This is a genomic window from Enterococcus sp. RTP21361st1_A6_RTP21361_211029, from assembly GCF_040910045.1.
GTDB classification, from domain to species: Bacteria; Bacillota; Bacilli; order Lactobacillales; family Enterococcaceae; genus Enterococcus_D; species Enterococcus_D gallinarum.
Map to the genome: position 1 here is coordinate 36,057 of NZ_JBDGBK010000016.1, position 12,318 is coordinate 48,374.

A 12,318-nucleotide genomic window follows, 5' to 3' on the forward strand; every position below is an offset into this window, starting at 1 on the left:
CCTTTTTGCGTGTTACCACCTCAGTTTAAGCTATATTCACATATAGCTCCTCTTCGAGTACGATCATACTCTAGCAAGATAACGGATGCTGCCGTCGCCGCCTTGCATCATTGCTCGGGACGAATCACTCCTTGGCCATTTTCCAAAATTCGTTTCCTGCTTCTTTTCAGCTACCGAAGCTCTCTGTTTAGGAACATTCCTTTTGTACTTACCAATTCATCGTGTTGACTCTATTTTTTTATGCCGCTTTTTATTTTCAAAGATCGATGAAAACAAAAAAAGTCCTTTTACCAGCATCTGCTGATAAAAGGACGATCACTCGTGTTACCACCTTTTGTTCAGAAGGTTTCCCTTCCCTCAACCCAACGTCTATCAAGAAAATTCCATCAAGAGATTGGTGCTCCTTTTAACGGTAGAGCAGATTCCGTGATTGCCTACTTATCGACAATCAATCCTCCAAGGCCATTTTTCAACGTTTCAGACTTAACTCTTTCCACCAACCAGAGTCTCTCTTTAAAGTATCTACGATTACTTTCCTTATCAACGGATAGTTATTCTTGTTGAAATGTACTTTACCGGAAAAAGGATACCTTGTCAATCAGAAAACTATTTTTTTTCAGAATTTTTTGGCAATGCTAGAATCTGGGCATAGCGATCTTGCCAGATCCGCTCATACCAATGAATGATTTCAGCAGCTGACCAGCCTTCGGATGCATAAGTAGTCGTTGCTTGCTGATACAACACATTCTGATACCCTAATCCATGGGCAAATTTGATCGTGCCATCCATACAAAATTCAGTTTGCGCACCGATCCATTCGATGCTGCGAACATGGTGCTTTGTCAACAAGGACTGTAAGGAGGTATTGAAAAAGCTATTCGCATGAGTCTTGCGCAAAAACAAGTCGGTTGCTTGCACAGCCAAATCTGGATGTAAGAGCCATTCATCTGTTTGGTAGCCGAGTTCTTCTTCCTCATGCTGCACAAATAAAACGGGGCGTTGTGCATGACGGTAAGTTTGGATCCGCTGGTTGGCAAACAACAGCAGCGAATCGAGATGATCCAGTTTGGTGCCATTGTTTGAACACACGCCTTTTTGTAAATCAACGATGATCAGAATATCTTGCATCCACTTCTCCTTTAGTTTTGGTATAAGATTCCTTTATCAGCCAACAATTGCTTTGCTTGCTCTAACTCTGCTGCTTCTTGGTAGCGTAACGTATGGAGATGGATCCCATTGGTCAAATCAGAAAGCAGGCGGGCTTGTGAATGCTGGTATTTCCGCATAAAGTCTGCGACATCTTGTTCCGTTTTGATCCGCAGATTCCCTGTTAATTCCCCATAAATCTCATGCTCAACGATCACATCAATCACTTCGATTCCGCAAGAGACAAATGTCAACAATTCTTCTTCTGTTTGTTCCGGACGGTGTTGCACAGCAAGTTTGCTGACATGACCTGTCTCACTTGCAGCTTCTAAGCGGTAACCGCGAGCGGTAGCCACGATAGCCTCTCCTGCTGCTCGCAACAAGGCAATGTCACCAACGATGATTTGGCGGCTGACACCTAACTTACCCGCTAATTTACTAGCACTGATCGGTTTCTCGGCGGTCTGCAACTGCTTGATGATTGCTTCCCGTCGTGTTGCTCCATCCATCATTATCCCTCCAATTGATTCTTTTGATAAGTGCGAGAATGTTCCATGATCGACTCAAAGGTTACGACAATCGTTTCTTCGAAGGCTTTATTGGAAACGGACTGGCGAACATTGTTCAAAACAGCTTCTTCCCGAGATTCATCCAGAACTGCTGTCTGTTCCTGTTTTTTCCATTGGACGATTTCACTGACTGCTGTCATGCGTTTTTCTAATAATTCTGTCAGTTCTCGATCAATCGCATCGATCGTCTCCCGTTGATGATCGATAGCAGCAACGACTTCTGTCGTGCTTTTAGTTGCGGGAGCGACATCTTTTGCGATCTCTTCGATGGTTTCACCAGATTCAATGGTTTTGATGATCCGAGCTGGATTTCCAGCGATCACCACGTTATCAGGGAACGATTTAGTCACGACACTTCCCGCACCAACGACCACGTTATCGCCTAAGCGAACACCTGGAAGGATAACTGCACCGCCACCGATCCAAGCATTGTCGCCAACTGTAATTGGTGCGCCATACTCAAGGCCACTATTACGCTTGACTGGATGCAATGGATGAGAAGCTGTAAAGAGACGAACATTTGGTGCTAGCATACAGTTATCACCAAAGGTAATGGGACAAACATCTAAAAAGATACAATCATAATTGGCATAGAAATTTTTTCCAACTGAAATATTATAGCCGTAATCAAAGCGGACATTCGGTTCGATATAGATACGGCCAGCCACTTGACCAAATGTCTCTTTTAGCAGTTGTTCTTTGATCATCGGTTCGGATTCCCGATTGATCAAGTGCATTTGTTCTCTGGCAAATTTGCGATCGGCAACTAATTCTGGATCTGGTGAAAAATACAATTCACCAGCAATCATTTTTTCTTTTTCTGTACGTTCTGTCATAATGTGCCTCCATACTCCTTTTCAATTTTAGTGTGAGAGTTTTGCAAAAACTGTTTCCCCACTTGCTAAAACTTGAGGAGTCGTATTTTGTTCAAGCATTGTTTGGTTGATGATCAAGCAATTCTGGCTATTTTGATACTGCAACAAACCAGCAAAAGGATAGACTTGTAATGAGGTGCCTACCACGACCACTAGCTGTGCATTGGCCACAGCGTTGATAGCTGCAGTAATTGTTTCTTCGCTGAAACCTTCTTCATACAAGACGATCGCTGGACGAATCTGTCCACCGCAATCGGCATGATGCCAGTCTGTCAAATAGGTTTGCCAAGGAACTTCTGCACAGCATTGACGGCAGTAACAGCGGTAAAGGGTTCCGTGGAAATCAATACGCTGCTGACTCCCCGCCTGTTGATGGAGGCCATCAATGTTTTGCGAGACTACCCAAACGTTCCGTTCTTGAGCGAACTCTGCCATCGTCTGATGGATCACATTGGGCTTTGCTTCAGGATGGTAGAGATGTTTGACAAATTGATAAAATTTATCCGGCTCTCTGACCATACAAGTATGACTCAACAGATATTCTGGCGCTTCAATGCCATGATAAATCCCTTTCAAAGAGCGGTAATCCGGAATACCGGAAGGGGTTGAAACGCCCGCTCCTGTCAAAAAAGTGATAGACTCGGCAGCTTGAATCTTTTCGACAGCTGTTTCAATCGATACTAACATTTTGCTGAACTCCTTCCGTGATTGTTCTACTTTTTAATAGTATACCTAATTTCCCCATTTTTTATAACCATCATCCGCGATTTTTCACAAACCTTCCCTTGAAAAAGCCTCAACAGGAAGGAAATCTTCACTTGGAATTTTCAGCTCATTTCATTGATTCTTTCATGACATTCTACAAAAAACGTGGTAAACTATTCACGAATCAAAGTGAGGTGAAATACATTGGTAGCATCTATTATTTATTGGGCAATGATCATCATCAGTTTCGGCTGGTTGGCAGTTAGCTTATACTTCTCTATTTTCTATTTATCTCGTAAAGAAAATGGAAATCTATGGGCGTTTGCTTTCTTAAATGTCATCACAGCAATCATTCAAGCACTCGTTCTATTGGTTTATCGTACATTAGGTCAAGACTGGGGCGTTACACAATACTCAAGTCTCATTTATTTAGCTCTAGGCTTATTACTAGGTCTGACAGTTATTCAAGCTGTCTTAGGCCGCGAACCAAAAGCCAAAGTTGCTTAAAGTAGCCGAAAGTAAAGAAAAGCAGTTCCCTTTTCCAAAGAAAAGAGACTGCTTTTTTTGTTGAAAAGAATTGACAAATCCACCTTTTTCTTCTACACTCGATTAAGTATCATAATCAAATACGAGTATCCTTTAACATTTAGGTAGAGGTCGCGAGGTTCATTAATCCTGCTGAGTGAAGCAACACGTCAAAAGCAGAGCTAGGGAACATCGCCGAAACAAACTGATTCTTGCTTGAATTATTTTGTTGGGACGCAAGTGAACAACTTGCGTACTGTCTTAGCTTGGCTAAGTTGCGCTATGTTTTGTGAAAGGTTTGTCGACGAAATTGTCAACAGCCGTTTTCCAATCATGGAGTACGGCTGTTTTTTTGTTACCTTTGCCTGTCTGTAGTGCCACTCGTGAAAGGAAAGAGAAAATGAAGAAAATGAATTGGTTTTGGGCATTTTTCGCCCTCTGTTTCACACTTGTCAATGTATCGATGACTGCTCATGCAGATGATCAAACTCCAGCTGATCAGTTTCGAGTGGGGATGGAAGCGGGTTATGCCCCTTTCAACTGGACCCAAACCACCGATGCCCATGGAGCGGTACCTATTTCTGGCGAGAAAGGGTCTGCCTATGCTGGCGGTTATGACGTTCAAATCGCGAAGAAAATCGCTGATGGTCTTGGCAAAGAATTAGTGATCGTCAAAACACAATGGGATGGCCTGGCACCTGCATTACAATCAGGGACCATTGATGCGGTAATCGCTGGGATGTCCCCTACAGCCGAACGACGGGAACAAATCGATTTTACCGATCCTTACTACGAATCGAACTTAGTCGTTGTCGTTCAAAAAGATGGTAAATTCGCAAATGCGAAAAGTTTAGCTGATTTGACAGGTGCAAAAATCACCGCCCAATTAAATACATTCCATTACACAGTGATCGATCAAATTCCAGAAGTACAAAAAGAACAAGCCATGAAAGATTTTTCTTCCATGCGCGTCGCGTTGGCTTCAGGCATCATTGACGGGTACGTCAGCGAACGTCCTGAAGGCGTCACTGCTACAGGGGCAAATCCTGATCTGAAGATGATCGAATTTGCCGAAGGTCAAGGTTTTGAAACCAACCCAGAGGATGTCCAAGTTGCCGTTGGTATGCGCAAAGGTGACCCCGATGTCCAAAAGGTCAACGAGATTCTAGCGACGATCCCTCAAAGTGAACGCACGAAACTCATGGATGCGGCTATCGAAGAGCAGCCTGCGGACACCAGCGGAGATTCAGCGAATCAAGGTCTGCTGGCCGATTTCAAAAAAATCATCGATGACTATGGTTCTCTATTTTTACGAGGGGCAGGATTGACGCTTTTCATTGCGATCGTTTCTACTGTCGTCGGATTATTGATTGGTCTATTAGTCGGTGTCTTTCGGACGCTGCCAGCTGCTGAAAATCCTGTAAGTCGCTTTTTCCAAAAATTGATCAATGCATTATTGACGATCTATATTGAAGTTTTCCGTGGCACACCAATGATGGTACAAGCTATGGTCATTTTTTATGGGACTGCTCTAGCATTTGGTGTTTCCATGAATCGTACGATTTCGGCATTATTGATCGTTTCTATCAATACAGGAGCCTATATGTCTGAAATCGTCCGTGGCGGGATCTTTGCAGTGGATGATGGTCAATTTGAAGCAGCACAAGCAATTGGAATGACTCACTGGCAAACGATGTTCAAAGTTGTCTTGCCACAAGTTATGCGAAATATCTTACCAGCAACAGGTAACGAAATCATCATCAATATCAAAGATACTGCCGTGTTGAGCGTAATCAGTGTCGCCGATCTTTTCTTCCAAGGAACATCGGCTGCCGGAACAAATTATCAATACTTCCAAACATTTGCGATCATCGGTGCAATCTATCTCGTTTTGACAATCTCTGCGACTCAAATTTTACGTTTTGTTGAACGCAAAATGGATGGTCCTAGTTCTTATGTCAAACTAGAAGATATCAACCCAGAATAAGGAGGAAGACAGATGTCAGCAATTATCGAAATCGATCATTTAAAGAAAAGTTTTGGCGACAATGTCGTTTTGAAAGACATTAGTCTTTCGGTCAATAAAGGTGAAGTCGTAACGATTATCGGCTCCTCCGGTTCAGGGAAATCCACACTGCTTCGGTGTATCAATCTTTTAGAAAAGCCAACCAGTGGAAAAATCATTTATATGGGCGAAAATGTCCTAGAAAAAGGATACAGCTTACCAAACTATCGGACTCATTTAGGGATGGTGTTCCAGTCCTTCAACCTTTTTAATAACATGGATGTTCTGGAAAATTGTGTCACGGGCCAAGTCACTGTTCTAAAAAGAAATCGCGCCGAAGCAGAAAAAATTGCTCGGGAGAATTTGGAAAAAGTCGGCATGAGCCGCTACGCCAAAGCAAAACCGGCTCAATTATCTGGTGGACAAAAGCAACGGGTAGCCATTGCCCGGGCATTGTCAATGGATCCTGATGTGATGTTATTCGATGAACCAACTTCAGCTCTTGATCCAGAGATGGTCGGAGAAGTTTTGAAAACGATGAATGCGTTAGCTCATACTGGGCTGACTATGGTCATCGTGACCCATGAGATGGGCTTTGCTAAAGAAGTCTCTGACCGAGTGATCTTCATGGACAAAGGTGTGATCGCTGAAGAAGGCACACCAGAAGAAATCTTTATCCATCCAAAAGAACAGCGGACGAAAGAATTTCTATCGCGGGTACTTAATTGATCCTGTGCTGAACTAGGGTACAAGTTGCAGACAAAATGATTTAGACGAACAGTCAGTGCCTTCCTGTCTTACAAGAGGGCATTGCTTGTCCTTACCGAATCATCTTCTTGTCGCTTGTTCCCTGGTTTCTTTTTTTGGCCTTGGTCAACTAAGAGTTGCTATTTGATCATTTTTTTGTTATTTTTTTTAAAACTAGAGAACTATAGGAGTAAGTTGATATGAAGAAAAAGTTACGTATTCAAGACTATTTGTATGTTGGTTCTATGTTGTTTGGTCTATTTTTTGGTGCGGGAAATTTGATTTTCCCAGTGCATATGGGACAAGAAGCTGGTAGTAATGTAGCCCTTGCCAATTTAGGTTTCTTAGTGACCGGAATTGGGTTACCATTCTTAGGCGTTATCGCATTTGGTCTTTCCCAAAGTACGGGTGTCTTCGAATTAGCTTCACGGATCAACCGCCGTTATGCCATTATTTTCACTGTGTTGCTTTATTTAGTGATTGGTCCTTTTTTTGCACTCCCTCGGTTAGCCACAACTTCCTTTGAGATCGGACTTGTACCCTTTGTTTCCCAAGATCTCCAAGCACCCTTGTTGGCCGTATTTTCACTATTATTCTTTGGGGCTGCGTGGTGGTTCTCACGCAAGCCTAGTAAGATATTGGATTACGTAGGAAAATTCTTGAATCCCCTCTTTTTGGTATTGCTTGGCTTACTTTTAGTCTTTGCTTTTACGCAGCCAATGGGTACAATCCAAGAGGCGCCTGTTTCTCCGCTTTACCAAGAACACGCCTTCTTCACCGGCTTCACAAATGGGTACAATACGTTGGATGCACTAGCCTCATTAGCCTTTGGCATCATTATTGTGACTGCGATCCGTAACATGGGTATCACGAAACCTTCCGAAATCGCGAAAGATACGATTCTTTCTGGCTCTATCAGTATCTTTCTGATGGGGATCATCTACACATTGCTTTCCTACATGGGAGCGATGAGCCTAGGAAAATTTGCGATCAGTGCCAATGGTGGGATCGCTTTAGCACAAGTAGCCAACCATTACTTAGGCCGCTCTGGAAGTCTGCTCTTAGCATTGATCGTCATTTTAGCTTGTTTGAAAACTGCGATCGGATTGATCACCGCATTTGCCGAAACCTTTGCAGAATTGTTTCCTGCAAGAAGCTACTTGTTTTTCAGTGCTGTTGCCAGCATTCTACCAGCGATCTTTGCAAATATCGGTCTGACGAAAATCATTGAGTTTTCAACTCCTGTTCTGATGTTTGTCTATCCGCTGGCCATTACATTGATTTTGTTGGCGATTATTAGTCCATTGTTCCAGCATCGTGCCAGTGTGTACCGTATGACCACTTATTTCACCCTGGTGGCAGCCGTTATTGACGGATTAAATGCTTGCCCGGCATTGATTAGAGACACTGCTGTCGTTCAGCAGTTATTGAAATTTGCAGAGCAATACTTGCCGTTCTTCAAAATCGGCATGGGTTGGCTGGCACCTGCAATCATCGGTTTCATCATAGGTCTCGTTTGGGCTTGGTGCAAAAAAGAACCGAAATCCGTCAAAAATCATTAATTCAAAAAAAATGACCTACCATTTTTGAAAGGTAGGCCATTTTTTTTGATAAAAGACTGACAGTTGAAACAAAAACAGGTACAATAGACCCATTAAAGGAGGATATTTATGTTTTACGAAGAACTTATGATGGATCCGCAAACGTTGATCAAATTTAAATTATTCCGGCGCATGCTTACTTTACAAAATCCAAATCATCCAATCGCGCAATTAGCCAAAGAAATGGACTTGAGCTATCAGCAAACATTCATTGAGTTGACTGAGATCGATCAAGATTTACACGAGTTGACCCCGGATCACTTGTCAATACTTGGACGTGGTGGCAAGCTGCAGCCCCAAAATATTGCGGCAACGATTGATGAGTACCGGTTTTATCTTTTGAACAAGAGCGTACCATTCTTATATGTTCTTTATATGCTGAATGAAGAAAATCCTACCATTACGGATTTTTGCAAGAAATATGATGTCAGCCGTTCAACAGTATCCCGAAAATTCGAACATCTAAAAAACCATTTGAAGCAGTTTCAATTGCGTTTTACTTATACAGAATCGAATCTCGTTGGCGACGAGCGCTTAGTGCGTCTTTCCTTATTCAATATCATTTGGTTAGGCGTCCGGGGGATCAAATGGCCTTTTGCCGTTTCTGAGTCTGATGCAGAAGCTTTCGTCGATGAGTTTGCTAGCTATTTTCCTATCTCTCGTTCTTATCTAGGGAAGCTAGAGTTAAAATATTTTGCTGCGTTGGTCCTTTTACGCATTAGAAAAGCGAATTTTGCAAAATACGACCGCCGTTATAATTTTTTGATGAAAAACAATCGCTATTATGATTTCAATCGCTTGCGTACCACGTTGACTGCCGATACTGAATTAACAGAAAAACAGCTTAAAGGAGAATCAAGTTTTATCTATTTGCTCTCCCAAATGCTACCCTTCTACTTGTCTGAGGAAGATCCTTCCTTGCAACAAACATTGACATTCTATACGACTAAACAGAATCCGATCTATCCGTTAGTTTTTGATTTCCTTGCCCAAATGAAACAGACCTATTTTGCTGGACAGCAGGAACTTTTAGATGATCCTATCTTGATTGGTAATCTAATCAATGCGACCTTTGGCAACTACGTCTTTCGACAACCGTTTCCTAATATTTACCGGCTGCTCACCCTTTCCATGGGACATGGTCTGCCACAGGAACAATTGCATCAGCATATCGATCAATTCTTTACCGACTATCGCTCTTCCAATAATGTAGACTATATCAATGACACCAATCAAGAACAGTTAGCAGCGATGTTTACTCACGTCTTGTTACCATTCTATGATAAGATCCGCTACGCCAATCGGCTGCATGTCGGTGTCGTTTTGGAAGACAACTTTTTACTTGTCCAATCCTTGAATCAATTTCTGCAAGATCTGACCTTTGTGCAAGCGGATCCTTATGATCCGCAATTGAAGGAACCCTATGATTTAGTGATTAGTTCCAATCAATTGATGAAAAAAATGAACCCAACGATGGCAACTTATCTATGGGATTATGCAGCTGCTGATGCTCAATACATCGATCTTTATCGTACGTTGAAAAAATACTTCAATGAAAAAAATCAGCACGTGTAACCGAATCGTTATCTTTTCTTAAGAACTTCCGAAAACTTTTGTCACAGAATATTCATATTTAGTTAGTATAGTATAAGCATACCAACAAACAACCCTAACACTTTTTCATTTTTAACTCCTTCCCGCCGGCCACCCACCGGCGGGTAATTTTTTGTCTCTTTTTCTCTAGAAAGCAATCTTTAAAACTTTCCAAGCTTTTCTCCACAAAAAATTCACATTTGCCGACTATAGTATAAGCATACCAACAAACAACCCTAACTAACACTTTTCATTTTTAACTCCTAGCCTGTCAGCCACCCACTGACAGGCTCCTTTTTTTGTAAAATTCCTTTCTGTAGTACAATCAATACAAAAAGGGGAGCTTTATGACAAACACCATTGAAACGGTTGATCAGTATATTGCTGGCTTTCCGGATCATTCCACTGTATTGCAGGAGGTCCGAAATTTGATCAAAACAGTCCTGCCGGATGCCGAAGAGCGGATTCGTTATCAGATGCCAACCTATTTCCAAACAGAGAATATCGTCCACTTTGCCTGTGCAAAAGAGCACATAGGATTTTATCCAACACCCTCTGCCATTCTTGCTTTTGAAAAAGAATGGCAGTCTTATAAGACCAGTAAAGGAACAATCCGTTTTTCGTTTACAGAACCTATTCCTTATGATTTGATTGCTCGAATAACCGCTTGGCGTTTGCAAGAAGTTTTAGCGAAAACAACTACCGATTAACTAAAAAAGTGTAACAAAAAAGTCTGTGAGTGTAATAAAACAACGTCCTAAGATCAGCTTGATTGCTTCTTCCGCCTACATGGCTGCTATCTGCTGTTTTGGTCTCTTGTTTTACTTACGTCACAGACTTTTTTTACTTTTCGGGCCGCGTTGCTTTGACCTTTAATGTGCTGACCTTTAAAACGCTGGCTAAAGGGATCATACGAATTTGTTGCCGATCACTTTGCAGTTTCAAAACGACTTGTTCTTTCGCAACCGTTTTTCCAACGATCCAACCGGTAATGGTTTCAAAACTGCCAACCTTCTCGGTTTTCACTTGTAAGACGACCAGATGTTTGTCACTGGCCGCTTTTTGCAAAATTTGCCGAATCTCATTGATCTTTTCAGTTTGATTTTTTTTATCGGCATTGTCACTGAAGAAAGTATCCAACAAGGTTGTCGAAGTCATGACAATCAACTTGCCCAGCTGTCTGATGGGAGATGATTTCTTTTCCATTGGTCTTTCCTTTCTGCTAACAGCAGCGGGTTTCTCTAAAACCGCACATACGTTCTCGTTTATTGCTTTTATTTTAACAAATTTTGAGGAAAAAACAAGCGAACATTCCCTTTATTGGGCAGCATTTTTTATTTTTTCTATCCAAAGGGGCAGTCCTGCTTGAATCAAGCGGTATGTTTGGTTGAAATCTCCTGTGTAATAAGGATCTGGAATATCTTCTCCCTCTCCAGGAACGACACTTAAGTACGTGTAAAGCTTATGCTGCATACCTGCTGGAGCCATTGCTGAAAGGTCCTCATAATTGTTACGATCCATGCCAATGATCCAGTCATAGGTTTCAAAATCCTCAGAAGTGATCTTGCGGGAAACCATGTTCTGCCAAGAAATCCCCGCATCTGCTAATAGTTGACGAGTTCCTTGATGAGGCGGATTACCCGCTTCCCATGAACTAGTGGCTGCTGAATCGATCTGCCAAGGCAATTGACGTTCTGCTATTGCTTGCTTGAAAAGCCCTTCTGCCATCGGTGAACGACAAATATTTCCTAAACAGACAAATAAAACTTTCGTCATGATTATTGCTCCTCTTTTTGATAAATTTGATAAGAAAAAAATTCCACATCTTTTGCCAAGCGAAAGAGTTGGGTCGCGATTTCTAATGGCATTTCCGGAAAATCATCACGAATCCAAGTTTCTAAGATTCCACTACAGCCATAAGAAAAGAAACGGCTGTAAAAAGCAATGTCTTGTTGCGACAATTGTTGCTCTTCATCGACTTCATCAAACAAGCGCTGAAATAAAGGCTCCGTAATTTGATAAAACTCACTCATCAGAATATCCCGGTCATAAGTAACAGATTTCCGATAGAAGGTTCCGTTTTGCCGCATCGCCTTCAACATTTTCAAAGCTGCTTCTTCCCAATTGTCTAGCGAAATGTTTTCAGATGTTAGATAAATCAGCGCATCTGTTTTGTAGATCCAACGAATCAATGCTTTTTTATCCGGGAAATGATAATAAAAGGTTTGTCGATTGATCTGCGCCTTCTCAGCCAGCTCTTGAATGCTGATTTTGTTTAATTCTTTTGTCTCACAAAGTTCAACGAATGTTTGACCAATGACTGCTTTGGTTTGATTCCCTTCTGCCATGGTACACCTCTTTTTCAAATTCTCTCCTTATCATACCAAATTTCCAACTAAAAAAGTATTCTTGCAGAAAAAATCCCAGCTATTTCACTAGCTGGGATCAAAAAAAGAGCTGAAAACAATTTCAGCTCTCAGACTGTAGACAAAGTCCATTTTATGGATGATGTCTACAGTCTTTTCTTTTATAATAGATTTATGAAAACGAAT

At 41.8% G+C, this 12,318-nt stretch carries 13 protein-coding genes, 1 riboswitch and 2 other annotated features (1 of these 16 cut by a window edge); of the genes, 6 read left to right on the plus strand and 7 right to left on the minus strand.

Features of this window, described 5'->3' with window-relative positions; genetic code table 11:
• Positions 1-229: a binding site (T-box leader), on the minus strand; it reaches 10 nt to the left of the window's first position.
• Between the two features lie 75 nt (positions 230-304).
• Positions 305-553, minus strand: a binding site (T-box leader).
• A gap of 53 nt (positions 554-606) precedes the next feature.
• Genes AB5Z52_RS04715 through AB5Z52_RS04730 form a run of 4 tightly spaced genes read right to left on the minus strand, consistent with a single transcriptional unit; the run spans position 607 to position 3,277 of the window.
• On the minus strand, positions 607-1,128 hold the full coding sequence (locus AB5Z52_RS04715) for an isochorismatase family protein (RefSeq protein ID WP_003128133.1): 522 nt from the start codon (positions 1,126-1,128) through the stop codon (positions 607-609).
• Between the two features lie 11 nt (positions 1,129-1,139).
• On the minus strand, positions 1,140-1,658 hold the full coding sequence (locus AB5Z52_RS04720; RefSeq protein ID WP_003128132.1) for a transcription repressor NadR: 519 nt from the start codon (positions 1,656-1,658) through the stop codon (positions 1,140-1,142).
• Positions 1,658-2,551, minus strand: coding sequence for a chorismate mutase (locus AB5Z52_RS04725; RefSeq protein WP_005470101.1), 894 nt, complete (start codon positions 2,549-2,551; stop codon positions 1,658-1,660). Before AB5Z52_RS04725 ends, AB5Z52_RS04720 begins: the two co-directional genes overlap by 1 nt.
• A gap of 27 nt (positions 2,552-2,578) precedes the next feature.
• Positions 2,579-3,277 (minus strand): NAD-dependent protein deacylase, encoded by a 699-nt coding sequence (locus AB5Z52_RS04730; protein WP_288551675.1) that lies wholly within the window; start codon positions 3,275-3,277, stop codon positions 2,579-2,581.
• A gap of 222 nt (positions 3,278-3,499) precedes the next feature.
• Between AB5Z52_RS04730 and AB5Z52_RS04735 the strand changes: the two genes are divergently transcribed.
• The 6 genes from AB5Z52_RS04735 (at position 3,500) to AB5Z52_RS04760 (ending at position 10,476) form a co-directional block, all read left to right on the plus strand.
• Positions 3,500-3,802, plus strand: a complete 303-nt coding sequence (locus AB5Z52_RS04735) for a hypothetical protein (protein WP_003128127.1) — start codon at positions 3,500-3,502, stop codon at positions 3,800-3,802.
• Between the two features lie 136 nt (positions 3,803-3,938).
• Positions 3,939-4,111: riboswitch (Lysine riboswitch) on the plus strand.
• Positions 4,112-4,220: 109 nt separating this feature from the next.
• A complete protein-coding gene (locus tag AB5Z52_RS04740) occupies positions 4,221-5,807 on the plus strand; it encodes an ABC transporter permease subunit (RefSeq protein WP_137264623.1) in 1,587 nt (528 codons plus the stop codon).
• 12 nt (positions 5,808-5,819) lie between these two features.
• Positions 5,820-6,554: an amino acid ABC transporter ATP-binding protein gene (locus AB5Z52_RS04745; protein WP_288551674.1), complete on the plus strand. Its 735-nt coding sequence runs from the start codon at positions 5,820-5,822 to the stop codon at positions 6,552-6,554.
• 218 nt (positions 6,555-6,772) lie between these two features.
• Positions 6,773-8,134 carry a branched-chain amino acid transport system II carrier protein gene (gene brnQ / locus AB5Z52_RS04750; RefSeq protein WP_003128124.1) on the plus strand — a complete coding sequence of 454 codons (1,362 nt, stop codon included), beginning with the start codon at positions 6,773-6,775 and terminating at the stop codon, positions 8,132-8,134.
• Positions 8,135-8,242: 108 nt separating this feature from the next.
• Complete coding sequence (locus AB5Z52_RS04755) at positions 8,243-9,748, plus strand: helix-turn-helix domain-containing protein (protein ID WP_003128122.1); 1,506 nt, start codon at positions 8,243-8,245, stop codon at positions 9,746-9,748.
• A 365-nt stretch (positions 9,749-10,113) separates the two neighbouring features.
• Complete coding sequence (locus tag AB5Z52_RS04760) at positions 10,114-10,476, plus strand: iron chaperone (RefSeq protein ID WP_003128121.1); 363 nt, start codon at positions 10,114-10,116, stop codon at positions 10,474-10,476.
• 133 nt (positions 10,477-10,609) lie between these two features.
• Here AB5Z52_RS04760 and AB5Z52_RS04765 read toward each other — a convergent pair whose 3' ends face one another.
• From AB5Z52_RS04765 to AB5Z52_RS04775, 3 genes are all read right to left on the minus strand, one after another.
• Positions 10,610-10,972 (minus strand): hypothetical protein, encoded by a 363-nt coding sequence (locus AB5Z52_RS04765; protein ID WP_368243550.1) that lies wholly within the window; start codon positions 10,970-10,972, stop codon positions 10,610-10,612.
• A gap of 111 nt (positions 10,973-11,083) precedes the next feature.
• On the minus strand, positions 11,084-11,542 hold the full coding sequence (locus AB5Z52_RS04770; protein WP_005470093.1) for a low molecular weight protein-tyrosine-phosphatase: 459 nt from the start codon (positions 11,540-11,542) through the stop codon (positions 11,084-11,086).
• Between the two features lie 2 nt (positions 11,543-11,544).
• Positions 11,545-12,114 carry a TetR/AcrR family transcriptional regulator gene (locus tag AB5Z52_RS04775; protein ID WP_005470091.1) on the minus strand — a complete coding sequence of 190 codons (570 nt, stop codon included), beginning with the start codon at positions 12,112-12,114 and terminating at the stop codon, positions 11,545-11,547.
• Between the last annotated feature and the right edge of the window lie 204 nt (positions 12,115-12,318).